Origin of the sequence: Ectothiorhodospira shaposhnikovii (genome assembly GCF_047222355.1) — a bacterium.
GTDB lineage: Bacteria > Pseudomonadota > Gammaproteobacteria > Ectothiorhodospirales > Ectothiorhodospiraceae > Ectothiorhodospira.
Window position 1 is genome coordinate 2492278 of the sequence record NZ_CP178333.1, and the last position, 24840, is coordinate 2517117.

A 24840-nucleotide genomic window follows, 5' to 3' on the forward strand; every position below is an offset into this window, starting at 1 on the left:
CGGGCATGGTCAGCGCGCGTATTTCTGCTGGATCGCCGGCACGTAGACCTCCACCGGGATGCTGGTCAGGTTCAGGCCCAGCCGGGTCTCCTGCAGGTTGGTGATGCGCTCGTCGATGAAGGCCAGGGTCATGCGCCGCATGAGGAAGGTGTAGGGCTGGTCCTCGTGCAGGATACGCTCCGCCTCGTGCCAGATGGCCATCCGCTGCTCGTCGTCCACCGTGGCCCTGGCCCGCTCGATCACCGCATCCAGTTCCGGGTTGCGGTAGTTGATGAAATTGTCGCCCCCGGATACGGTCTGGCTGGAATGGAACATCTGGTAGATGTCCGTTTCCACCCCGCTGGTCCAACCCAGGGTGATGGCATCGAAGTCCTTGCGGTTGAGCAGGTCCAGCATCACCGACCATTCGGTGGGGCGGGGACGCATCAGGATACCGGCACGGGCATAGAGATCCCGCAGGAACAGCACCATTCGGCGGGTGTCCTCGTTGTCCTGGAAGAACACCAGGTCGAACTCGAAGGCGCGGCCTTCCGGATCCTGGAGGATGCCGTCGCCGTTGCGATCCTCGAAGCCCGCCTCCCGCAGCAGGGCGCGGGCCCGTTCCAGGTTGAAGTCATAGGGTTCAAGCGTGCTGTCATGCTGGGGACTACGGGGATTGAAGGGGCTCACCGCCGGCTCGGCATAACCCAGCATGATTTCGTCGATGACCCGCTGGATGTCCGTCAGATGACTCATGGCCTGGCGTACCCTGCGATCGGCGAACCGGGTGGGCCGGCCGTCCCGTTCCTGGTTCCAGCCGATATAGGAATACCCGGCGGTCGGGCTCATGTACTCGAAGTGATGGGTACGCTGGCGCAGGCGGGCATCATCAAGGAGCTGCCCGTATTCCCGCGGCCGGGCGCCATAGACGTCCAGTTCCTGGTTGCGGAAGGTGGTCAGGCGGGCGCTGTCGTTCTCGATCACCCGCCACAGCAGACGGTTGAAGGGGGGATCCACCGGCCCCCAGTAACGGGGATTGCGCTCCAGTTCCACCAGACCCTGGTCCGGGGTCCAGCCCCTGGGGTCCGCCAGACGATAGGGGCCGGACCCCATCAACAGGCCACGGGACTGGTTGAACTGCTGGGGATTCTCCAGGAAGGGCGCGTAGAAATGGCGGGGCATGATCTGCATGCCACCTGCCAGGGAGAGGCTGTTGAAGTAGGGCTCGGAAAAGGTGAAGGCCACCTCGTGGGTCCCCAGGGCTTCCACCTTCTCCAGTTTCTCCAGGAAGGCCCGCGCCCGGGGGGCGGCGATGGCATCGGTCATGATGAAGTCGTAGGTGAACACCACGTCCGCGGCGGTCAGCGGCTCACCATCGGAGAACTCGACCCCTTCCCGGAGCTGGAACGTGATGGTCAGGCCGTCCTCGCTGAAGGACCAGTCCCGGGCCAGCAGACCCTGCCACTCCAGGGTGTCCGGGTCACGGATCAGCAGGGACTCCAGCACATAGCTCTGCACCTCCGAGGAATAGGCGTCGGAAGACACCAGCGGTGTCAGCGTCGCCAGGCCGGTGCCGAAGGCCCTGACCAACCAGTCTCCCTGGGCATAGTCCGGCTGCCGGGTGGCGGCCCAGGCCCGCGCGAAGGCGGGCGGCACTTCCGCGTGGGCATCCGGACCGCCGTCCTGGGCGGCAATGGCCCCGGCCCTGAGCCGTGCATCCAGGGACTGCATCACCGCCCGCATGCGCCGCATGTCATCGGCCTGCTCCTGCATGGCCCGCTGCATCTCGGACAGCCGGTTCCATTGCCGGTCCACCTGGTACATGAGCAGTACCACCAGCAGGGCGATCCCCAGCAGGAAGACCATCAGGACGGCATCTTTGGACGTGAAGCGCTTTTCCATGGATCGCGGATTCTTCTCGGGGTGCGTGACGGGTCCAGAGTATAGAGATTGCACCGGGGCCCACAAGTTTCCCGAGCAGAACCGACGCGGGCGGGTCCGCTCCCACGAGGTCCCTTCCACAGGGACCTCGTCATTGAGGCATTACAGGTTGTCGCGATAAATCTTGATCTTGGCCGCGGCCTCCATGGCATTGAGCACGGCCTCGAAATCCAGCGCTCCATAGAGCCCTTCCAGGTGACTCCGGGCACGGGCCAGCTCGACACGGCTCGGCTCCACATCCCTCACCCCGTGCAGCTTCACCAGGGCATAATCCCCACTGTCCAGCGCCACACCCGCCGAGCCCGAGGCCGACAGGCCAAAGGCCGCCGTGATGACCCCGCCCGGCACCTCGGTGCTGTCCCGGGTAATGGTCCGCTGCTGCTCCAGACTGCCCGGCAACCCTGCCACCGCCGCGGCCAATGCCTCGCCGCCACGCAAGGCCTCCAGCACCGCCTCGCCGGCCTCCCGGGCCAGACGGCCGGACTGCTCTCGCCGGATCAGCGCGCGGATGTCATCCGCGACCTCGGCCAGGGCACGCGGGGCCGCCGGTTCATGCTCCAGGACCCGTACCACGGCGGAACGGCCATCGGGCAGATCGATCACATCACTGTTACGGCCTTCCTGCAGCACCTCCTGGCTGAAGGCGGCCCGACGCACCATGGGGAAGCTGCCCAGTCCCGGCCCCTGATCACGGGTGATCCAGTCGGAGCGGCGGATTTCAAGGCCCGTGGCATCAGCCGCGGCATCCAGACTACGGGGGTGCTCATAGCTTTCGGTCAGCAGGCGTTCCATCAACTCGATCTGACGGGATTCCACCTGACGGGCACGCAACTCCTCCGCCACCTGCTCCCGCACATTCTCGAACGGCTCCGCATAAGCCCGCTCGATATCGGTCAGCAGAATCAGATGAAAGCCTTCGCTGGTTCGCACGGGCTGACTCAGATCGCCGACGGACTGGGTGAACAGCACCCCGTCCAGGGCCGGCCCCAGGTCACCCCGCTGCACATACCCCAGATCCCCTCCCCGTTCCGCGGTCAGACGGTCCTCGGAGGCATCCGCCGCCACCTGGGCAAATTCCTCGCCACCGGTCACCCGGGCACGCAGGGCCTGGGCGCGAGCCCGGGCATCGGCCACCACATCGGCATCGGCGTCAGCGTCGACCCGGACCAGAATATGGGCGGCACGCCGCTCTTCCGGGGTGGTGAAACGGTCGATCTGCTGCTGATAGTGGCGACGCAGCTCAGACTCGGTGGGAGTGATACGGGACTCCAGCTGCTCCAGATCCAGCACCAGATACTCCAGGCGCACCCGCTCCGGCGTCCGGAAACGGTCACCATGGGCAGTGTAGTAGTCCTGGATGTCTGCGTCACCGATCTCCACACCCGCAGCATATTCCGCCGCAGGGATGACAAAATAGCTCAGTTCACGCTCCTGATCCCGCAGGCGCAGATACTCGCGCACCTCGGCGTCGGTCACAAAGGACGAGATCCTGACACCGCCCTCGAACTGTTCCATCACCAGCCCCATGGCCACATCCTGCTCAAAGGCACTGCGGCTGATGCGCTGGGCCTCCAGCAGCTGGGTATACCGGACCGGGTCAAAGACCCCATCCCGCTGAAAGGCCTCGAAGCTGGCCAGCTCACGGGCGACGGCCTGCTGACTGACCCGGAACCCCTGGGCATTCACCGCCTGCTGCATGAGTTCCCGGCGAATCAGGGTCTGCAGGGCATTTTCCCTGAAACGCTCGTCATCCACCAACTCCGGTGGCAGACGTCCGCCGAAGAACTGGGCCACCTGCTGTCTTTGCTGCTGGACCTCCCGCTGGAAGGCCCGGGTGGTGATCTCAACCCCATTCACTTCCACGGCCACCAGGCGGGCGCCGCCGCCAAAGTACTCATGCACACCCCAAAGGGCAAAGGGAATGGCGATCATGATGATGATCGCGTAGGCCAACCAGCCACTGGCTTTATCTCGAATTTTCAGGAGCATGGGAAGAAGCCATCAATCTGTCATTGGGAAAATGACCGACATCATACCGGATAAGCGGTGCGGACAGGCAAAGACGGGGAAATAAAAAAGGGTGCCCTGAGGCACCCTTTCGATGATTGGCGGAGCGGACGGGACTCGAACCCGCGACCCCCGGCGTGACAGGCCGGTATTCTAACCAACTGAACTACCGCTCCAGATACTGACTTTAAAACCTTGGTGGGTGCTGAGGGGATCGAACCCCCGACATTCGCCTTGTAAGGGCGACGCTCTACCAGCTGAGCTAAGCACCCATCTAAAGCACGCTAGTTTACAGCATCCTTCAGCGCTTTACCAGCCTTAAAACTGGGAACATTGGAAGCTGCGATCTCGATGGTCTCGCCGGTACGGGGATTACGACCGCTGCGGGCTTCGCGCTTGCGCACCAGGAAGGTCCCGAATCCGACGATCGTCACCTGATCACCCTGGCGGAGCGCACCAGAAATCACGTCGATCATGGAGTCCACCGCACGGGCAGCCGCTGCCTTCGGAAGATCGGCGGAGCTGGCTACGGCGTCAATCAGTTCGGATTTATTCATTCAATTTTCCTTCGCTTGGGCAGATTGGGTAAACGGGTGGTGTGAGGGTCGCACGAGTCGCGGAAAAAACGCATGTGAGTGCGCCTGACTCTCGCGGTCGGCGCCATGACTCGTGCCAATGAAGATTCTAGGTATCGTTATGGGTGCTGCGACAAGAACGCGGACTTTATACCAAGCGGATTTCAGGCCTGTCAACAAGCCTTCATGCTACGGCAAAAGGGCCGACGGAAGGCCTTCACTGCCCCATGACGGGACCAAGACGACCCATCGGAAGGGTGAATTCTCCGATGGGTCGTCCCTGCGGGTCAATACCCGCCAACGTCCGTGTCATCTTGTCTGCATCCAGCAGGCTCAGTGATGAGGTACGCTTCTTGGGGAAACCTCATCCCCGCCTTTTGCGGAGACCACCTCCGGCTTTTCCGGCTTCTCGCCTTTCACAGAGGCCGGACACTGATTGAGTGCGATGGCCAGCACCTCATCAATCCAGCGCACGGAGCGAATATTCAGCTTGCTCTTGATATTCTTTGGAATGTCCACAAGGTCCTTTTCGTTTTCCCTGGGGATGATGACCGTCTCGATCCCCCCCCGATGGGCCGCCAGCAACTTTTCCTTCAGTCCGCCGATGGGCAGAACCTCACCGCGCAGGGTGATCTCACCCGTCATCGCCACATCGGAGCGCACCGGACTACCCGACAGCGCCGAGACAATGGCCGTGCACATGCCGATGCCGGCACTGGGACCATCCTTGGGTGTCGCACCTTCCGGCACATGGATATGGATATCCTTCTTCTCGTAGAAATCCTCGGCAATACCCAGCGTGCTGCAGCGACTTCGCACCACGGTCATGGCGGCCTGAATGGACTCCTGCATCACATCCCCGAGCTTGCCCGTATGCAGACACTTGCCCTTGCCGGGAACCACGGCGGCCTCGATGGTCAGCAATTCGCCACCCACCTCGGTCCAGGCCAGTCCGGTCACCTGCCCCACCTGATCGTGCTCCTCCGCCAGACCGTAGCGGAAACGACGCACGCCCAGGTACTTGTCCAGATTCTTCGGCGTGACCTGGGTCTTGCGCTCGGTGCCCTTAAGCAGGTGCTCCTTGACCACCTTACGGCAGATCTTGGAGATCTCCCGCTCCAGATTACGCACCCCCGCCTCCCGGGTATAGAAGCGGATGATGTCCCGAATGCTGGCTTCGGTGACCACCAACTCGCCATCCTTGAGACCATTGTTCTGCATCTGCTTGGGCAGCAGGTAGCTCTGGGCAATGCTGGTCTTCTCGTCCTCGGTATATCCGGGCAACCGGATAACCTCCATTCGATCCAGCAGGGGGCCGGGGATATTCAGGCTGTTGGCCGTGGCCACGAACATGGTGTCCGACAGATCGAAGTCCACCTCCAGATAGTGATCGGCGAAGGTGCTGTTCTGCTCCGGGTCCAGCACCTCCAGCAGGGCCGAAGCCGGGTCACCCCGGAAATCCATGGCCATCTTGTCGATCTCGTCCAGCAGGAACAGGGGATTGCGCGCCCCCACCTTGGAAAGGTTCTGCACGATCTTGCCGGGCAGTGCCCCGATATAGGTGCGGCGATGGCCGCGGATCTCGGCCTCGTCACGCACCCCCCCCAGGGACATGCGGGTGAACTTGCGGTTGGTGGCGCGGGCTATGGAGCGCCCCAGCGAGGTTTTGCCCACGCCGGGAGGCCCCACCAGGCACAGGATCGGGCCCTTGAGCTTGCGTACCCGCTGCTGCACGGCAAGGTATTCCAGAATACGTTCCTTGACCTTTTCCAGGCCGTAATGGTCTTCGTCCAGCACCCGCTGGGCCTCGGCCAGGTCGTTGCGCACCTTGCTGCGCTTCTTCCAGGGCATGTTGGCCAGCCACTCCACGTAGTTGCGCACCACAGTGGCCTCGGCGGACATGGGAGACATCATCTTGAGCTTGTTGAGCTCGTTCTGCGCCTTCTGCCTGGCCTCCTTGGGCATGCCGGCATTGTCGATGCGCCGCTGCAGGTCTTCCAGTTCCGAGGGGGCATCCTCCATGTCGCCCAACTCTTTCTGGATCGCCTTCATCTGCTCATTGAGATAGTACTCCCGCTGGCTCTTCTCCATCTGTTGCTTCACGCGGCCGCGGATACGCTTCTCGATCTGCAGGATGTCGATTTCACCCTCGATCATGGACATGAGGTGTTCCAGCCGGGCACGCACGTCAACAATTTCGAGGATCTTCTGCTTCTCCTCGATTTTCAGTGACATGTGAGCGGCGATGGTATCCGCCAGCCGGGCGGCGTCATCAATGCCCGCCAGCGAGGTCAGGATTTCAGGCGGAATCTTCTTGTTGAGCTTCACGTACTGGTCAAACAGGTTCAGCACCGAGCGGGTCAGCACTTCCATCTCCCGCTCGTCCCCGCTCGGCGACTGCGCCACGCGGGTGACCTGGGCAGTGAAATGCTCCTCGGCGTCCACCAGTTCGATCACGCGGGCCCGTTCGGAACCCTCCACGAGCACCTTGATGGTGCCGTCAGGCAGCTTGAGCAGTTGCAGGATGGATGAAAGGGTGCCGACACGGTGAATCTCGTCAGCCGAAGGCTCATCCACTTCGGCACTGCGCTGGGCAACCAGAAGGATCTGCTTGTTGCCGGTCATCGCCGCATCAAGCGCCCGGATGGACTTCTCCCTACCGACGAACAGAGGGATGACCATGTGGGGATAAACCACCACATCACGCAGGGGCAGCACCGGGACGGTCTGAATCGGGTCATCCATGGCCGCCTGGGGTTTCTGATCATTATCCATGGTGTTCGTCTCTCATTTGGGATTTGGTGATAGATTTCACCAAAGCCGGGACCAGCCCGGGATTGGCAATCCGCCATGAACTATTTGATGGGTATGATCCCCGGGAAATCAAGGCGCCCTGAGGGAAAAAGAGTACAAATCGGACAAAGGGAGGGAGAAACAATCACGATTGGTCATGGCGGTTGCCGTCGTGACATGACGGCAACCGCCGGAAAACAGGAGATCCCGGCAATACGCCAGGATCCCGCTCACTGACTGTCTCAGTCAGAAGCCGCCTTCTGATAGTCAGAGTTCTCATAAATCAGGTAAAGGTTGGCATCACCCATGATCACCGCATCATCAATCACTACCTTCGAGACACCTTCCGCCGAAGGAATCTCGTACATGGTATCCAGCAACACCTGCTCCAGGATGGTCCGCAGACCACGGGCACCGGTCTTGCGCTCCATTGCCTTGCGGGCCACGGCGCGCAGGGAATCCTCGCGGAACTCGATCTCCACCCCTTCCATATCGAACAGCTTGCGATACTGCTTGGTCAGGGCATTCTTGGGCTCGGTGAGGATGCGCACCAGGGCGTCTTCATCCAGTTCCTCCAGGGTCGCAACCAGAGGCAGACGCCCCACGAACTCAGGAATCAGACCGAACTTGATCAGATCCTCAGGCTCCACCCCGAACAGCAGTTGAGTGGAGGACTGGGCATCGCTACGGCTCTTGACCTCGGCGGAGAAGCCGATGCCACCCTTTTCGGTACGATCGCGGATGACCTTTTCCAGCCCGGCAAAAGCACCACCCACGATGAAAAGGATATTGCGGGTGTCCACCTGCAGGAATTCCTGCTGGGGATGCTTGCGGCCACCCTGGGGCGGAACCGAAGCGACCGTACCCTCGATCAGCTTGAGCAGGGCCTGCTGCACGCCCTCACCGGAAACATCACGGGTGATGGACGGATTGTCGGACTTGCGGGAGATCTTGTCGATCTCGTCGATGTAGACGATACCGGTCTGGGCCTTTTCCACGTCATAGTCGCATTTCTGCAACAGCTTCTGAATGATGTTCTCCACATCCTCGCCCACGTAACCCGCCTCGGTGAGGGTGGTGGCGTCGGCGATGGTGAAGGGCACGTTCAGCAGGCGGGCAAGCGTTTCCGCCAACAGGGTCTTGCCGGAACCGGTGGGGCCGATGAGCAGGATGTTGCTCTTGGCCAGTTCCACGTCGTCCTTGCCCCCGCGGGCTTCCAGACGCTTGTAGTGGTTGTACACCGCCACGGAGAGGATCTTCTTGGCGCGCTCCTGCCCGATGACGTATTCATCCAGGATCTGCTTGATCTCATGAGGGCGAGGCAACTTGCTGCCCGCCACGGCGCCCTGTTCCTGCATCTCCTCGCGGATGATGTCGTTGCACAGTTCCACGCATTCATCACAGATGAACACCGACGGACCGGCGATCAGCTTGCGCACCTCATGCTGGCTCTTGCCGCAGAAGGAACAGTAAAGCAGTTTGCCGCTGTCCGAATCCTTGCCTTTCTTGTCGCTCATGAGCGGACCTCAAATAATACCATTCGGTTACACCTTGCCCCTTTTCGGGACAAGATGCAAGCCGCAGCCGGACGCGGTTTTTCCCGTCGTCCGGAACCTTCCGGATCAGGCCCCCTGGAGCAAACTCCGGCTCTCAAGGACCTTGTCGATGATGCCGTATTCCTGGGCGTCAGCGGCACTCAGGAAGCGGTCGCGCTCGGTATCCTGTTCAATGCGCTCCACCGGCTGGCCGGTGTGCGTGGAAAGGATGCCGTTGAGCTGGTCGCGGACCTTGAGGATCTCCCGGGCGTGGATGTCGATATCCGTTGCCTGGCCCTGGAAACCACCCAGGGGCTGGTGGATCATCACCCGGGAATGGGGCAGGCAGTAGCGCTTGCCCGCGGCACCGCCGGCCAGCAGCACGGCGCCCATGCTGGCGGCCTGACCGATGCACAGGGTGCTCACGTCGGGTTTGATGAACTGCATGGTATCGTAGATGGCCAGCCCGGCGGTGACCACACCGCCGGGGGAATTGATGTAGAGGCTGATGTCCTTGTCGGGGTTTTCAGACTCCAGGAACAGAAGCTGCGCCACAATCACGTTCGCCATGTAGTCCTCCACCGGACCCACGACGAAAATCACCCGTTCCTTGAGGAGCCGGGAATAGATGTCGTATGCACGCTCCCCCCGGGCGGTCTGCTCGACCACCATGGGGACCAGATTCAGTGCCCGGGTATCCAGGGCACCGCCCGCTGCTGCAAACCCACGATCGCTCATTTAGGCCTCGGTCTCCTGAGATGGGTTCATGAGACTATCGAAGCTGATGGACTCGTCCTTGACCTGGCACTGTTCCAGCACCCGGTCCACCACCTGCTGCTCAAGAACCATGGCTTCCAGGCCGCTCATGGCCTGCTTGTTATTACGATAGTACTTCATCACCTGTTCCGGGTCTTCATAACCGGCGGACATGGCTTCCAGCTCTGCCGTGACGCGGGCCTGATCCACGCGGATCTCATCGCGACGGATGATCTCGCGAATCACCAGTCCCAGGGCCACCCGGCGACGGGCCTCTTCCTCGAACAGTTCATCCGCCAGATCCGGCACACCCTGGGCGCTGCGACCGAAACGGGAGATGGCCTGTTCCCGCAGGCGGTCGATCTCGTCCTTGACCACGGCCTTGGGCAGATCCACCGCATTGCGATCGAACAGTGCCTGCATCACCTGGTCTTTGACCTTGGCCTTGACGGCCTGTTCCATCTCGCGCCCCATGTTCTTGCGCACTTCTTCGCGCAGCTTTTCAACGCCGCCTTCCTCGACGCCGAAGTCCTTGGCAAATTCGTCATTGACCTCGGGCAGCACGGATTCCTGCACGGCCTTGACCGTGACGGCGAACTCGGCCGGACGACCGGCCAGATGCTCGGCCGGATAATCTTCAGGGAAGGTCACGGAAATGGTCTTCTGGTCACCGGCCTTGAGCCCTTCCAGCTGCTCTTCGAAGCCGGGGATCATGCGGCCTTCGCCCAGCTCCAGGTTGGCCCCCTCGGCACTGCCGCCCTCAAAGACCTCCCCGTCCAGGGTGCCGGTGAAGTCGATGACGATACGGTCACCCTTGGCCGACTCGCGTTCCACGTCGGACCACTGGCGGCGCTGCTTGCGCAGGGACTCAACGACCTTGTCCACGTCAGCATCGGTGATGTCCACCTGGGGACGGGTGATCTCCACGCCGCCCATGTCGGCGGGCACCACCTCGGGGAAGACTTCGAAAACGGCCACATATTCCAGCGCCTGACCGGCTTCGACGGACTTGGGCTCGATATCGGGAGGACCGGCGGGAATCAGGTTTTCCTGAGTCAGGGCATCCTGATAGGAAGACTGCATCAGTTCACCCAGCACTTCCTGGTAGACCCCGTCGCCATAGCGCTGCTGGACCACCTTGAGCGGCACCTTGCCGGGGCGGAAGCCATCAATCTTCACCCGCTTCACCAGGGATTTGAGACGACGATCCACTTCTTCCTGAATCCGCTCGGCAGGCACCTGAACCGTCATACGCCGTTCCAGGCTGCTCAAGGACTCCACTGATACTTGCATGGACTGAAAACCTCTTCGCGTCGTTCGCGTCTATTTCAGAATTCTTGGACTTGGCAAGACCCGGGACCCGAGGGCACCGTGCGTGCGCCCTTCATGCCACCCGGCCAATCGCCGAATCCCTGAGGGTGTGTCTGCCGGACACGCATTGCCGATGGCTTGAACATGGTGCGAAAGGAGAGACTCGAACTCTCACGGGTTACCCCACTGGAACCTAAATCCAGCGCGTCTACCAGTTCCGCCACTTTCGCCAAACACCGTCACTACCGTGACGTAGCAGGGCATTATACAGGCACGCCCGCAGCTTCATAACCCTGCCCCACAATGCAAAAAGGCCCGACAATCGTCGGGCCTCCTGCATATCCGGACAAGTGGTGGGCCGTGTAGGAATCGAACCTACAACCAATGGATTAAGAGTCCACTGCTCTACCAATTGAGCTAACGGCCCAGGAACACGACTTTTCGTTTCACGCTTCCATGGTGCGGCATCCTGAGAATGCCTGCATGATCATCCCTGTCAAATGGGGTGGCCGACGGGGCTCGAACCCGCGACAACCGGAATCACAATCCGGGACTCTACCATCTGAGCTACGGCCACCATAAAACAGCACTGCTATCACATCAAACCAGACAATTGGCGCGCCCGGCAGGACTCGAACCTGCAACCCTCGGCTTAGAAGGCCGATGCTCTATCCGGTTGAGCTACAGGCGCCTGAACTGTACCGCCCGGCGGTTCAAATGGTCGGGGTAGAGGGATTCGAACCCCCGACATCCTGCTCCCAAAGCAGGCGCGCTACCAGACTGCGCTATACCCCGGATTTCCCGAGCACCGCAAGCAGTCAAGGGCGATGCCGAAGGCGCGTATAATACGCAGAACCCGGGACATCGTCAATCCCATCATGCATTCCGAAACACCCCCGGCCATCATGGACGCCCCACCGGGCGATATCAGCCCTCCCCGCCCTCGGACGACACGCGCTGCAGACGCCGGCGCCGCCAGCGAAACAGCATCAGCGCCGGCCCCGAGAGGGCATAAACCACAAATCCGAGCCAAAGCACCTTCGGCGGATCAATGGCCGTGAGCATCACCGCCAGCAGCACCGCGATGACCACGAAAAAGGGGACCCGGTGACGAAAGTCCACATCCTTGAAACTGAAATAGGTGAGACTGCTCACCATGGCCGCCCCGCACAGGACGGTGATCAACAGCGCGGGCAACATCATGCCGGCACCGGAAAACTCCAGGTCGTTCCAGACCCAGACCAGCCCCATCATGACGGCGGCGGAGGCCGGGCTGGGCAAACCCTGGAAAAACCGCTTGTCCGCCACCCCCAGCTTGGTGTTGAAACGGGCCAGGCGCAGGGCCGCGGCAGCGGTATAGAAGAAGGCGGCCACCAATCCCAGCTGGCCAAGCCCGTTCAGCACCCACAGGTACATGATCACCGCCGGCGCCACCCCGAAGGACACCATGTCTGCCAGGGAATCGTACTCGGCCCCGAAGGCACTCTGGGTGTGGGTCAGCCGCGCCACCCGCCCATCCACGCCATCCAGCACCATGGCGACGAAGACCGATATGGCCGCGGCGATGAAATCCCCGTTGATGGCCGCCATGATGGCAAAAAACCCGGCGAACAGCGCCGCCGTGGTGAACAGATTGGGCAGAAGGTAGATCCCCTTGCGCCCCTTGGGATGTTCGGGTTGCGACTCCATCATCACGCCCCTCCCGCCGATTCTTTTTTGTGCAACAAGGTGGCAATCACGTTGACCCCCGCCAGAACCGTCTGACCGGGCTTCACGTCCACTCTGGCATTATCGGGCAGATAGAGTTCCACCGGGCGCCAGAAACCCAGAAACCCGCAGCGCCTGCCCTGCCCCAGCCGCTCGCCGGCATGCGCCAGGATGCTCAGGCGATGGGGCCAGCGCCGACGATCCGTGGCCATGACCACGTCCTCCTTCTCGTCGGTCTGCAGCCAGATGGCAAAACGACCCTCGGCCTCCGCCACTTCCTGACCCTCGCCACCCGCCCAGTACTGCTGGAACTTGCCTTCTATCGGACTGTGGACATTGAACTCGCCGAAACGGCGCTGCTGCAGGGTGACACGGGTGGTCCGGCGATTCAGGAACGGGTCATGACATTCGCACACCTCGGCCACCACCGCATCCACGGGACTGACCACCGCCAGCGGATTGGGCGGGGTCTTGCGCGGCATGTCACGGAACATCACCAGCGCGGCGATCAGCAAAAACCAGGTCGGGAATGCCCACAGGCCCAGAAAAAAATGCGCCAGGGCCACCAGAACGGCGACCTGGGCCAGATAGGGGCGTCCTTCCGGAGCAATGGGAAGCATGGATGTACCCCGCACGAAAGGCCCGAAGGGCATGATCGCCTTCGAGCTGGATGACAGACATGACAGGGGCTGCGCCTGGCGCAGCCCCTGTCATCACAACACCACGAAAGATCAGTTCTTGGACTTGTCCACGATCTTGTTAGCCTTGATCCAGGGCATCATGTCACGCAGGCGGGAACCCACCACCTCGATGGGATGCTCGCGGGCGATGCGACGGCTGGCCTTGAGCTTGGCATTGCCGGAAGCACTTTCCAGGATGAATTCGCGGGCGAAGTCACCGGTCTGGATCTCGCGCAGGATCTTGCGCATCTCTTCCTTGGTCTGTTCGTTGACCACGCGGGGGCCGCGGGTGATGTCGCCGTACTCCGCCGTATTGGAGATGGAGTAGCGCATGTCGGCGATGCCGCCCTCGTACATCAGATCGACGATCAGCTTGAGTTCATGCAGACACTCGAAATAGGCCATTTCCGGCGGATAGCCGGCTTCCACCAGGGTTTCGAAACCGGCCTGGACCAAGGCGGAGGCACCACCGCAGAGCACGGCCTGCTCACCGAACAGGTCGGTTTCGGTCTCGTCCTTGAAGGTGGTCTCGATCACACCGGCGCGGCCACCGCCATTGGCGGAGGCATAGGACAGGGCGATGTCACGGGCACGACCGCTGGCGTCCTGATAGACAGCGATCAGGCTGGGCACGCCGCCGCCCTGCTTGTAGGTGGAGCGCACCAGATGGCCGGGGCCCTTGGGCGCGATCATGATCACATCCAGATCCTCACGGGGCTGGATCTGCTCGAAATGGACGTTGAAACCATGGGCGAAGGCCAGGGCACCGCCTTCCTTCAGGTTGGGTTCCACCAGATCCCGGTAGAGGGCGGCCTGATGCTCGTCAGGGGCCAGGATCATCACCAGGTCGGCATTCTTGACCGCCACTTCGATGTTCTTGACGTTCAGACCGGCATCTTCGGCCTTCTTGGCGGAGACCGAGCCGGGGCGCAAGCCCACGGTCACGTCGACACCGGAGTCCTTCAGGTTGTTGGCGTGGGCGTGGCCCTGGGAGCCGTAGCCGATGATGGCCACCTTCATCCCCTGGATGATGGAGAGATCGGCGTCTTTGTCGTAATAGACCTGCATGGTAGGTATCCCCGAAATACGGATAAGGAGTAAAGGTTCAGATGAAGAAAAATGGGATCAAAGCCTGAGGGCCACGTCGCCGCGGGCAATGCCCATGACGCCGGAGCGTACCACTTCAACCACCTCGAAACCGCGTACCGCGTCGATGAAGGCATCCAGCTTGGGGCTGTCGCCGGTCAGCTCCACCACATAGGCGGTGGCGCTTACATCGATGATGTGGCCGCGAAAGATCTCGGTCATGCGCACGACCTCGGCCCGCTGCTCACCGTCCTGGACCTTGAGCTTCACCATCATCATCTCGCGTTCGATGTGGCGATGCTCGGTCAGGTCCAGCAACTTGACCACGTCCACCAGCTTGTTGAGCTGCTTGGTGATCTGCTCGATCACCTCATCGGACCCCCGGGTCACCAGGGTCAGGCGGGACAGGGTCGGGTCCTCGGTGGGGGCCACGGTGAGAGACTCGATATTGTAGCCACGGGCCGAGAACAGTCCGGCCACCCGGGACAGGGCGCCGGACTCGTTTTCCATCAGGATTGAGATTATGTGTCTCATGGTCGCATCACAGGAGGATCATTTCGTTCTGGCCCGCACCGGCCGGAACCATGGGATAGACGTTCTCGCTCTGGTCGGTGACGAAGTCCATGAACACCAGGCGATCCTTCATCTTCAGGGCCTCCTGGATGGCGCCTTCCACGTCACCCGGCTGTTCGATGCGCATGCCCACGTGGCCGTAGGCCTCCGCCAGCTGCACGAAATCGGGCAACGCATCCATGTAGGACATGGCATAGCGCCCCTGATAGAAGAATTCCTGCCACTGGCGCACCATGCCCATGTAGCGGTTGTTCAGCGCCACCACCTTGATGGGCAGATGGTACTGCAGGGCGGTGGACAGTTCCTGGATGCACATCTGGATGCTGGCCTCGCCGGTGACGCAGACCACGGTCTCGTCCGGATGGGCGATCTGGGTGCCGATGGCCGCCGGCAGACCGAAGCCCATGGTGCCAAGGCCGCCGGAGTTGATCCAGCGATTGGGCTTGTCAAAGCCGTAGAACTGGGCCGTCCACATCTGGTGCTGACCCACGTCGGAACAGACGAAGGCATCACCCTTGGTCAGGCGCCAGAGGGTCTCCAGCACATGCTGGGGCTTGATCAGCTCACTGGTCTTGTCGTACTTGAGACAGTCCATGGCCCGCCATTCGTCGATCTGCTTCCACCACTTGGCCAGGGCCTCCTGATCGGGCCGGGCCTCGCCGGCCTTGATCTCCTTGATCATGGCCTTGAGCACCGGGTCCACCTGCCCCACGATGGGCACATCCACCTTCACGTTCTTGGAAATGGAGGCCGGGTCCACGTCCACATGGACGATGCGGGCATGGGGACAGAATTTCTCGATGTTGCCGGTGACCCGGTCATCGAAGCGGGCGCCGATGGCGATGAGCACGTCGGCATGGTGCATGGCCATGTTGGCCTCGTAGGTGCCGTGCATGCCCAACATGCCCAGGAACTGCCGGTCGGAGGCCGGATAGCCGCCCAGACCCATGAGGGTGTTGGTGATGGGGTAGTTCAACAGCCGGGTCAGCTCGGTCAGGGACTTGGCCGCATTGCCCAGGATCACGCCGCCGCCGGTATAGAGCATGGGCTGTTTTGCCGACAGGATCAGGTCCACCGCCTTGCGGATCTGCCCGGGATGCCCCTTCACCGTGGGGTTGTAGGAGCGCATCTTGATGGTCTTGGGATAGCTGAACTCGAAACGGGCGGCGGTGATGTCCTTGGGGATGTCCACCACCACGGGCCCCGGACGGCCGGTAGTGGCCACATAGAAGGCCTTCTTGATGGTGGTGGCCAGATCCTTGACATCCTTGACCAGGAAATTGTGCTTCACGCAGGGACGGGTGATGCCCACGGTATCCACTTCCTGGAAGGCATCGTTGCCGATCAGGCTGGTGGGCACCTGGCCGGTGAAGACCACCATGGGCACGGAATCCATGTAGGCATCGGCAATGCCGGTGACGGCATTGGTGGCGCCGGGACCGGAAGTCACCAGAACCACGCCGGGCTTGCCGGTGGACTTGGCGAAACCTTCGGCGGCATGCACCGCCCCTTGTTCATGTCGCACGAGGATGTGCTTGACCTTATCCTGCCGGTACAGGGCGTCGTAGATGTGAAGTACGGAGCCGCCGGGGTACCCGAATATCAGATCAGCACCTTCCTCCTGCAGACAGCGGACGAAAATTTCGGCACCGGTCAATTCCACGGTCTTGGTCTCCTGCTGCATAAGAAGCTTGCCTGCTATGGGCTGACTCCGTCCCGGAACAGCCCAAGGTGGGGTTTGCCCGCGGAACGAAGGGGAAAAGGCTCGATCATAATATGTCGGGGCATGAATTTCATCTATTCGGCGGCAGGCCGGCCCCCATGATTACCCGGACCTCATACATCGGCACGCTGGTACATCCCCAGATAGGCCTGCCGGGGCATCACCGGCCGGCACGCCACGGCCAGCACATCCTCCAGATGCCCGGGCGAACTGATCCCCACCAGGGTGGTGCCGATCCCCGGGGTGGAACGACAGAACTGCAGCGCCCGCTGGGCCGGATTGGGCAAATCCCCGAAGCGCTCCGCCACCACCGCCACCGACTGTCCCGCCAGATGCCCCTTGAGCAGGGCATGAGAGGCCAGCATGTAAACCTTGAGCTGATGGGCCGCCTGCACCGGTGACGCCACGTTGCCCTGCCCCGTGGCCGTATTGAAACGGGTGAAGCCCTCCGGCATCACCTGATTGAAGGGCATGGACACCACCTGGAAATGATGGCCGGCCCCGGCATCTCCGGTGACCGTGGACGCAGCCCGCTGCGCCAGCCCCACCAGCGCCGTCATGGACTGAAACAGCGGCGCATCCGTCTCCACCCGCAAGGCCTCGAAGGTACTGATGCCGTAACAGCGGATACGCCCTTCGGCCACCGCCCGCTCCAGCATGACAAAGACCGCCTCCAGTCGCCGGTGGGTTTCCTCCTTGCCGCACTCGGGGATGTGCACTTCCGGCTGATCCACCAAAAAGGCATCCAGGGTTGCCACCCCCATGAGATGACGGGACAGCTCCAGCTGATAATTCAGGTATTCGGGCGTGAGCAAGTGCCCGCCCTTGGCCAGCAGCGCCCGGGTACCCAGCCCCTGTGCCTCGATCTCCGCCGCAAACCAGGCATCCCGGTCCCGGGGCGGCCCACCCCGCCAGGTCAGAAAACCGCCCTTGGAGATCAGGAACAGAGCCTCCCGGGGCACGCCGGCGGCCAGGGCCGTGCGCACCCCGGCACCGACGGCGGCCAGGGAACGGCCGTAACGGTAATGGGCCGCCGTGTCGATCACGTTGACGCCACGGGTCAGGGCCCGGGCCACCACCGCGGCAATGGCCGCATCTCCCAGCGGATCGGGCGCTCCGCCGAACGTACCGACACCCAGACTGGAAAGCCTCAGGCGCTCATGGGGAAACTCGCTGAAATGCCCCTCCGCCGTGTCGGCGGGGGCGTGAAGCCGGGCATACGCAACCGTGCCTGGCTGGGTGGCATGCCCCGGGATCAATGGCGTCTGGTTCATGGACCTCCGTCTGGGGATGTACGGGAGCACACCTGAGTGGGGTGATTGACCCCTACCCGCCCCAGCCGTATTGCTCGAAGAACCTGGGCAGCATGTCCAGCATCTCGTCCCGGGTAAAGAAACGGTCTGCCCGTGCCAGGCGCATCTGATCCTGCAGGTCCTCGTTCCCGCCGAAGCAGAATACCGGGATGTTGATCTGATACTCCATCCGCAGGGTCCGGATCACGTCCAGGGGATCGAACGTACCGTCCTCATCCAGGTCCAGCAGCACAAAGCGGTGCAGCAGGATGTCGTTCCAGTCGCCCAGTTCCGCCAGATCCGTGGCCACCACACGGGTCCAGCCGATGGGGGCCACCATGTCCAGGTCGGACAGCAGTGACTCCCGGGATGTCATGACGATGAACCTGCGATCCAGACGGGATTGAATGGTGGGTCGGTTCATGCCTGACTGTTCACGAAAAGTGCCTGAAGTAGAAATCACTGTGCGCCAGCTCCTCGTATAGCCTGACCCGTTCCTCCATCCCCAGTTTGAGGATCTGGACCAGGGCCAGGGCCTGTTGACCATCGACGATGTGCATCCGCCCCACCAGATCCTCATCCGGCTCAAGGCAGTGTGCCGTCAGAGGGTCGGGCGCTTCCACATAGAGCAGGAAGGATTCGCAATCCTTGTCGTCCGGGTCCAGGGGTTGCATCACCACCTTGCCCAACCAGGCCAGGCGTGCCACCTGATTGAACTGGCGGATATCGAACTTCTTGCCCTTCCGGTAACGGTTGAGCTCGTTGCGGATATCACTGACCCGGTCAATCCTGACTTCTTTCATAAGCTTTAACTCTAGACTTATTCCAGAAAAGGTCAAGCCTCGCCGTCGTGGTCAAAGGTACCGATGTCCTCGCCGGCCATCTGGCGGCGCACGAATGCCACATCCCGATCCGACAGGGCAAACGGGAAGGACATGATGTCCGTGGGACTCGAATCCCCGTAGGGACGGTTGCAGGCCGAGATCTCGTCGTCGGAATGCCCGGGGCAACCGGAGGTCTGGAACGGGCGTCCGGAAGCAATCAGGGCCTCCAGTTCCTGCCGATCCAGGCCGAAATCGGTCACCTGCCCCTGCCCATTGAAGCGCATGTCCTGCACCCGCACCCCGCGGTAGTCGATCAGGAAACGGGCCAGCTGCACCCGCCGCCACTGGTCCCGGGGCACCGGCGACCAGTCCTCCATCAGGGAACCCTGTTCCGGGAAGAAGGCAAACAGATGATTGTGTCCACCCATGTCACGGATGCGCTGACAGACCGCCAGCATCTCCTGCTCCGTCTCCCCCATGCCGCAGATGAGATGGGCACCGAAACGCTCGGGGCCGTAGATCTCGGCGGCCCACTCCAGGGCCCGCCAGTAGGTGTCCCAGCGATGGGGGCTGTCCACCGCGGCGCCCCGGGTGCGCTCGAAGACCCCGGGCGTGACGGCGTCCAGGGCCACGGTGAAGATCTGGGCACCGATGTCCCGCAACCGCACCAGATCGGCACGGTCCATGGTGGTGGGATTGGACAGGATGGAGGCCGGGATGTGGGGCACCGCCTTCACCCATTTTTCCAGCAGGATCGCGGTGTCCTCGTCCGAATCCGGGTGGGTGATCATGGAAATGCACATGCGTTCGAAGCGTCCCTGATCGGCTCCGTTGCGGATGCGCTCGATCACGTCATCGTAACGGGCCGTGGGCCAGTCCACCCGGATGAAGTTGCGGTCGGCATAGTCGCGGGACTCCTCCCGATGCCGGGCAAGGCCGCAATAACTGCAATTGGCCCGGCAGCCTTCCGGATAGGTCACCAGCAGATTGAGACAATGGGTACAGCCGGTACGGTGCATCCAGCCCTTGACCAGCCCCAGGGTGATGGCGGCGGCGGTGGACATCTGCACGTATTCCGGGGAACGCATCCTGGGCGTCCGGAGGTAGGGATCGGGACGATAGAAGTTGACCGGGATGTCCCGGGTATCGGCGAGAGTGCTCATGTGAGTGTCCGCTCCTCGGAGGTCTGTGCGTGTATGTGTGCCTGATTCGCGGCCTGCAAATATTCCGGAAAGGCGATCCAGCCACGACGGTGGGGGGCGTCCTGATCCAGTGCCGATGCCCGCCAGGCGGCGATCAGTTCCCGCCGCCGGATCACGGCCCGGTCCAGGCCGGGCTGATAGAGGTCGCGGATCTCCTCGTCATACTCGGACAGGGCCCCGTCCTCGCCCCGCAGGCAGGCCAACGCCGCCGCCCCGGCCCGCTCGCCGGAGATCACCGCCGGGGCGATGCCGCCGCCGGTGATCGGATGGGTCAGGCCCGCCGCATCGCCCACGAACAGCACCGCCCCATGGACCAGGGCCTCGCGCATGCCGCCCACGGGAATGGCCCCACCGGTACGACGCAGTATCTCCGGCCCGACCCGCCCTTCCCGCACCAGCGTCCGATGCAGGGCATCCAGGGGCGCCTTGAGATCCGGAGCCAGGCGCTTGTCGATCCCCAGGCCCAGATTGGCTTCCGTCCCCTTGGGAAAGAGCCAGGCATAACCCCCGGGATAGTCCCTGGACAGCCAGATGTCCGTCTCCTGATGGGCCTTGAGCAGCGGCACGGTGTACTGCCGGGTCTGTACCGTGGCCAGGGCCGGCAGCCCCAGATGGGCCGCCACCGGAGAATGGGGGCCATCCGCCGCCACCAGCACCCGGTAAGTGACGCCATGGGTTTCCTTCCCGCGCCGGATCCGGGCCACCCGCGCCGCCGGGTCCAGCCCCACCAGGGTCGCGCCGGTCCAGAGTCCGGCGCCGGCCTGTTCGGCCCGCCGGGCGATGGCCCGGTCAAAGGCCGCGCGGTGAATCATGATCCCGGGAAAGTCACTGTCGTGACGCATGCCCGAGGGCAGATAGGTGGTCATGCCGGTGATGGGCTGGCAGTACACCGACGCATCCCGGGCATGACGCCCCATGGGCAGGGGGATGAACTCGGCACACTGCACCGGCTCCCCCACCACGGCCCGACGGTCCACCGCCAGTACCCGGACACCGCCCTCGGCCGCGATCCGGGCGGCGCTGCCGCCACCGGGCCCCAGCCCCACCACCAGCACGTCAACCGGCGGCATGGGTCCCCGCCCTTGTCGATGCCGGGTCACGGGAGTCCAGGGCCTTGCGCAGGACCTGCAGGAAGTCCTCCCGGGAGAGCATCAGCATCTCCACCCGGTAGGCGTCGAAGAAACGATGAATGTTCGCCTCCAGCTCCGCCACCGGCGTCTCCTTGAGGGACGCCTCCAGATCCACCAGCATGCGGCGGGGATTCATGAAGAAGTCACCGGTGATCCAGACCTGGCGGATGATGTCCCTGGCCTCGTCCAGCATCACCCCGGCCCGCATGAGACCGCCCGGACAGCGATGCACCGCCTCCAGCAGGGGCATGCCCCCCACCGGGCGATGACGCTGGTAGACCCAGTCTTCGCTGTCGATCTCCGCCAGGGCCTGGGCAAAATGGGTCTGCTCCCGCGGGTTCAGGTCATCCGCCGGTACCAGATCCACCGGGAAGGCCTCGGCAAAGGCTTCGGCCAAGGCGGACTGGACCCGCGCCAGGGGCGGCGGCTCGCCCAGCAGCTCCCGCAGGTTCGTCACCCGCTCCCGGGCCGAGGCAATGGCCTTGTCGGAGAGTTTTTCCGCCGGGATGCGCAACACCCTCAGCATGCGTTCCACGTCGAAGTCGATGAGCAGGGTGCCCTGATACATGATGGAGTTGCCGTCGAAGGCCCCGCCGGTGCCGGAGATCTTGCGGCCGTCCACCTCGATGTCGTTGCGGGGACGGTAGCGGGCATCCACGCCCAGACGACGGATGCCGTCCGCCGCGGCCTCGCAGATGTGGCGGGCTATCTCCCCCATGTCGGCGGTGCCCAGAAAACGACGATCCAGGTACAGTTCCCAGCCGATCTGACCCGGATCGAAATAGATGGCACCACCGCCGGTGATGCGCCGCTGGATGTCGATGCCCTCGGCCCGGCAGTGATCGACCCGCAACTCCTGCTCCACGTTCTGATGGAACCCCACCAGGGCGCAGGGCGTAAAGCGCAGAAAGCGCAGGGTATGGGGACTGTCTCCCGCCTGATGACATTCCAGCAGGGTCCGGTTCAAGGCCATGTTCTCGGCCGCCCGGCGCAGACCGGTGTCCAGGACTCTGAGATTGATCTTTTCCGACATCACTCCAACTCCCATTGCATGACCTTGATGTCCCCCCTCACCCCGGGGAGAGTGGCTTGGGATCATGAGCGCGCCATGGCGGCCGGTGCCTGGGCGACGACGGGGATGCCGGCCAGCCCGCGGGGCATCCGGCGCCGACGCTCATCCTCAAGGATGGCCTCCAGGTCCAATTCCAGACCGGCCCGTTCATCCCCCAGCACCTCCTCGCCCACGGCCATGGAACAGCAGGAGGGGATGACGCGGACCCGGTATCCCAGGCGGGCCGCCAGCTCCACGGTGCCTTCGGCCGGATGGGCCAGCCCGTTGATGCCCGCCATCACCGCATAACTGTCGATCATGGCCTTCACCTCGCCCGGGGGACGGGCACACCCCAGCAGCAGCGGTGTCCCCGGCAGGGCCTGACGGGCATCCAGGAAAAATCGACCCACCGCATCCGGATCCGGCGTCTCGAAAGGCCGTTTCGGATTGGCATGAAACGGCATCACCACCACCAGCACCACCGCATCGGGGGTATGACGCCGGAGCATGTCCAGGGCATTCCACTCCCCCAGAAAGCGTCCGTAATGCAGCCCCATGACGATATGAGGCACCACCTTCATGGGGGTCTTCACCAAGTGCTCCAGGGTGGCCTCGAAATCCTCCACCCTGCGTCGCAGGTGGTAGACCTGGGTGATGGTTTCCTGGGCACCGATCACATCCATCATGGCGGCATCGATGCCCGACTCGGCCATGCAGCGGGCGGCATCCTCGTCCACCAGGGCCGTGTGCAGCGCGATGCGAAATTGGGGAAATTCATCCTTGATGCGGCGAATGGTGTCGTAATAGGGGCCGTACTCCACCTCGTTGCGGTGGTTGGAGCCGCCGGTCAGCAGCATGCCCTGCCCTCCCGCCTCCACCAGCCGGTTCACCAGTGCCCACAGGGCGTCGGGAGAACGGGCGGGGATCATGGGTTCCAGCAACTTGGCCTTGCAGTGATCGCACTGCAGCTTGCAGTCGGCACCGGTGATGGACACCGCGGGCCAGGCATGGCCGGCGCAGCGGCTGATCTCGGTGGTCTGGTAGGACTTGAAGCTGGGGGTGTAGAAATCGATCCGGGCATCCGAGGCCAACCCATTGGCCGGATGCCGGGCCTGGAAACGACGCACCAGATCGGGATTCAGGGGCAGATCTTCCAGGGCCTCGATACGGGCGGCCAGCGGGTACCAGTCGGTCATGGGAATCCTTGCTTGACGGTGGTTCTGTCCAACCCCTCTCCCAGGGAGAGAGGGGCTTGGGTCGGCCGTCGCCGACGATCAGGCACAGCCCTTGAAGCCGTCCGCATCCATCTTGGCCTGGAAGGCCGCCAGGGCATCGGCGCCGGTCTTGAGGTCGACGGCGTCGGCATCCCAGTCGGCGGGCTTGATCTTCACCAGCCAGCCCTGACCGTAGGGGTCCTGATTGATCAGACCCGGACTGGCGGAAACGGCGTCATTGACGGCCACCACCTCGCCGCTGATCGGGGTCTTGGCGGGGCCCACCCACTTGCCGGACTCCACGGTGGCGCAGGACTTGTCCTTCTTCACGTCCTTGCCGGCCTTCTTCGGGGTGTAGGACACCACCTGACCCGCCAGGGAACAGGCATAGGCGGTCATGCCCACGGTCACGTTGCCGTCATCCTCCCTGCGTACCCAGACGTTGTTGTCGATGCTGTAGTGAAGTTCTTCCGGCAGATCACAGCCCTTGACTGCGCCCATGATGGTCTCCTTTTTCGATTATTTGAATATTACCTGTTTTAGTATATCCAGTATCCCGGCACCGGCGACGGCCTTGGGTGATGCAGGTCAAGGCCTGCCACGGTCAGAAGGTGATCAGCTTGTCGCAGCCCAGGATCAGGTCCGCCAGATCGCTGGCACGGGCCACATGGTCCACCTCGGGGATCAGGTCGGTATCCGGATTCATGTCGTAACCGGGCATGGCCGGCTCACAGACATGCAACACCACCCCGGCCCGTTTTGCGTCGCGGATGAAATCGATGATGAGGCGTCCGCCCTCCATGGCGCGCAGTGACTCCGCCACCCCCGACTGCATCAGCCTGACCCCCTCCATGGTGAAGAAGACATGCACCCGGGCATCCATGGAGGCCAGTACCGCCCCCAGATAGAAGGGGGTGGCACAGCGCGCAGGCGTGGATGGGCCGCTGGTCATGATGAAGACCACGGTCTGATCCGCCTCCACGTCCTCCAGGGTTGCCGACGGCGCCTGCCCCATGACACTCACCCCCGTCCGCAGTGGATGTCGTCCCGCTCGGCGCGGGCACGGTAACCTGCCCGCGCCGCCTCCCCGGTCACGAATCGCTCCAGGGCCTGGTCCAGGGGTTCATGCACCTCCACCTTGGCGATCCAGGCACCGAAAGGGTCCTGGTTCAGCAAGGCCGGGGTCGTCATCACCGCTTCGTTCACCGCCACGATGGTGCAGTCCACGAAATTGGGGATGGGTCCGGCCCACTTGCCGCTCTCGATGGTGGCCACCGGCTTGCCGGCGGGGCGACGGCTGCCCGGCCGGCGCACGCGCACATGCAGGATCTTGCCGGCGATGGCCTGGGACAGGTCGGTCATCCCGATGGTCAGGATGTTTCCGGACTCCCGACGCAGCCACACCTGATACTCGTCGTCGTAGTAAAGATCCGGATGAAATTCGCAGCCGTTGCACTCCAT

22 protein-coding genes and 7 tRNA genes are annotated in these 24840 nt (G+C 62.9%); all 29 read right to left on the reverse strand.

The window, feature by feature from the left end; translation table 11 throughout:
• Positions 1-9: 9 nt before the first annotated feature.
• Positions 10-1881 (reverse strand): peptide-binding protein, encoded by a 1872-nt coding sequence (locus ACLF6L_RS11335; RefSeq protein WP_238615878.1) that lies wholly within the window; start codon positions 1879-1881, stop codon positions 10-12.
• Between the two features lie 141 nt (positions 1882-2022).
• Positions 2023-3909: a SurA N-terminal domain-containing protein gene (locus tag ACLF6L_RS11340; protein WP_412851695.1), complete on the reverse strand. Its 1887-nt coding sequence runs from the start codon at positions 3907-3909 to the stop codon at positions 2023-2025.
• Between the two features lie 117 nt (positions 3910-4026).
• A tRNA-Asp gene (locus ACLF6L_RS11345) sits at positions 4027-4103 on the reverse strand.
• A 20-nt stretch (positions 4104-4123) separates the two neighbouring features.
• A tRNA-Val gene (locus ACLF6L_RS11350) sits at positions 4124-4199 on the reverse strand.
• A gap of 12 nt (positions 4200-4211) precedes the next feature.
• Positions 4212-4484, reverse strand: coding sequence for an HU family DNA-binding protein (locus ACLF6L_RS11355; protein WP_200172678.1), 273 nt, complete (start codon positions 4482-4484; stop codon positions 4212-4214).
• 351 nt (positions 4485-4835) lie between these two features.
• Complete coding sequence (lon, locus tag ACLF6L_RS11360) at positions 4836-7277, reverse strand: endopeptidase La (protein ID WP_412851696.1); 2442 nt, start codon at positions 7275-7277, stop codon at positions 4836-4838.
• A gap of 260 nt (positions 7278-7537) precedes the next feature.
• Positions 7538-8812, reverse strand: a complete 1275-nt coding sequence (gene clpX, locus ACLF6L_RS11365) for an ATP-dependent Clp protease ATP-binding subunit ClpX (RefSeq protein WP_412851697.1) — start codon at positions 8810-8812, stop codon at positions 7538-7540.
• A gap of 105 nt (positions 8813-8917) precedes the next feature.
• On the reverse strand, positions 8918-9568 hold the full coding sequence (gene clpP / locus ACLF6L_RS11370) for an ATP-dependent Clp endopeptidase proteolytic subunit ClpP (protein ID WP_200172684.1): 651 nt from the start codon (positions 9566-9568) through the stop codon (positions 8918-8920).
• Positions 9569-10879 (reverse strand): trigger factor, encoded by a 1311-nt coding sequence (gene tig, locus ACLF6L_RS11375; protein WP_200172686.1) that lies wholly within the window; start codon positions 10877-10879, stop codon positions 9569-9571.
• Between the two features lie 163 nt (positions 10880-11042).
• A tRNA-Leu gene (locus tag ACLF6L_RS11380) sits at positions 11043-11127 on the reverse strand.
• Positions 11128-11248: 121 nt separating this feature from the next.
• Positions 11249-11324, reverse strand: a tRNA-Lys gene (locus ACLF6L_RS11385).
• Between the two features lie 74 nt (positions 11325-11398).
• Positions 11399-11474 (reverse strand) — tRNA-His (locus ACLF6L_RS11390).
• A 37-nt stretch (positions 11475-11511) separates the two neighbouring features.
• Positions 11512-11588: transfer RNA gene (locus tag ACLF6L_RS11395), tRNA-Arg, on the reverse strand.
• 27 nt (positions 11589-11615) lie between these two features.
• Positions 11616-11692: transfer RNA gene (locus tag ACLF6L_RS11400), tRNA-Pro, on the reverse strand.
• 132 nt (positions 11693-11824) lie between these two features.
• The gene (gene pssA, locus ACLF6L_RS11405; protein ID WP_412851698.1) at positions 11825-12589 is read right to left on the reverse strand and encodes a CDP-diacylglycerol--serine O-phosphatidyltransferase; all 765 of its coding nucleotides are present in this window, start codon (positions 12587-12589) and stop codon (positions 11825-11827) included.
• Positions 12589-13224, reverse strand: coding sequence for a phosphatidylserine decarboxylase (locus tag ACLF6L_RS11410; protein WP_200172690.1), 636 nt, complete (start codon positions 13222-13224; stop codon positions 12589-12591). Before ACLF6L_RS11410 ends, pssA begins: the two co-directional genes overlap by 1 nt.
• Before the next feature lie 111 nt (positions 13225-13335).
• Entirely contained in the window at positions 13336-14352 is a 1017-nt protein-coding gene (gene ilvC, locus ACLF6L_RS11415) for a ketol-acid reductoisomerase (protein WP_200172692.1), read from the reverse strand.
• Between the two features lie 57 nt (positions 14353-14409).
• Positions 14410-14904: an acetolactate synthase small subunit gene (gene ilvN / locus ACLF6L_RS11420; RefSeq protein WP_200172700.1), complete on the reverse strand. Its 495-nt coding sequence runs from the start codon at positions 14902-14904 to the stop codon at positions 14410-14412.
• A gap of 7 nt (positions 14905-14911) precedes the next feature.
• Positions 14912-16627: an acetolactate synthase 3 large subunit gene (locus tag ACLF6L_RS11425; RefSeq protein WP_412851699.1), complete on the reverse strand. Its 1716-nt coding sequence runs from the start codon at positions 16625-16627 to the stop codon at positions 14912-14914.
• A gap of 152 nt (positions 16628-16779) precedes the next feature.
• Positions 16780-17940, reverse strand: coding sequence for an aldo/keto reductase (locus ACLF6L_RS11430; RefSeq protein WP_412851700.1), 1161 nt, complete (start codon positions 17938-17940; stop codon positions 16780-16782).
• Between the two features lie 52 nt (positions 17941-17992).
• Positions 17993-18382, reverse strand: coding sequence for a hypothetical protein (locus tag ACLF6L_RS11435; RefSeq protein ID WP_238615865.1), 390 nt, complete (start codon positions 18380-18382; stop codon positions 17993-17995).
• A 10-nt stretch (positions 18383-18392) separates the two neighbouring features.
• Entirely contained in the window at positions 18393-18761 is a 369-nt protein-coding gene (locus tag ACLF6L_RS11440) for a hypothetical protein (protein WP_238615864.1), read from the reverse strand.
• A gap of 32 nt (positions 18762-18793) precedes the next feature.
• Positions 18794-19945: a radical SAM protein gene (locus ACLF6L_RS11445; RefSeq protein ID WP_412851701.1), complete on the reverse strand. Its 1152-nt coding sequence runs from the start codon at positions 19943-19945 to the stop codon at positions 18794-18796.
• Positions 19942-21054: a geranylgeranyl reductase family protein gene (locus ACLF6L_RS11450; RefSeq protein ID WP_412851702.1), complete on the reverse strand. Its 1113-nt coding sequence runs from the start codon at positions 21052-21054 to the stop codon at positions 19942-19944. Before ACLF6L_RS11450 ends, ACLF6L_RS11445 begins: the two co-directional genes overlap by 4 nt.
• The gene (locus ACLF6L_RS11455) at positions 21041-22147 is read right to left on the reverse strand and encodes a biotin/lipoate A/B protein ligase family protein (protein WP_412851703.1); all 1107 of its coding nucleotides are present in this window, start codon (positions 22145-22147) and stop codon (positions 21041-21043) included. Before ACLF6L_RS11455 ends, ACLF6L_RS11450 begins: the two co-directional genes overlap by 14 nt.
• A 62-nt stretch (positions 22148-22209) precedes the next feature.
• Complete coding sequence (locus tag ACLF6L_RS11460) at positions 22210-23361, reverse strand: radical SAM protein (RefSeq protein WP_412851704.1); 1152 nt, start codon at positions 23359-23361, stop codon at positions 22210-22212.
• A 78-nt stretch (positions 23362-23439) separates the two neighbouring features.
• Complete coding sequence (gene gcvH, locus ACLF6L_RS11465) at positions 23440-23880, reverse strand: glycine cleavage system protein GcvH (protein ID WP_008932752.1); 441 nt, start codon at positions 23878-23880, stop codon at positions 23440-23442.
• Between the two features lie 103 nt (positions 23881-23983).
• Positions 23984-24394 carry a DsrE family protein gene (locus ACLF6L_RS11470; RefSeq protein WP_238615860.1) on the reverse strand — a complete coding sequence of 137 codons (411 nt, stop codon included), beginning with the start codon at positions 24392-24394 and terminating at the stop codon, positions 23984-23986.
• Between the two features lie 5 nt (positions 24395-24399).
• A complete protein-coding gene (locus tag ACLF6L_RS11475) occupies positions 24400-24840 on the reverse strand; it encodes a glycine cleavage system protein H (protein ID WP_008932750.1) in 441 nt (146 codons plus the stop codon).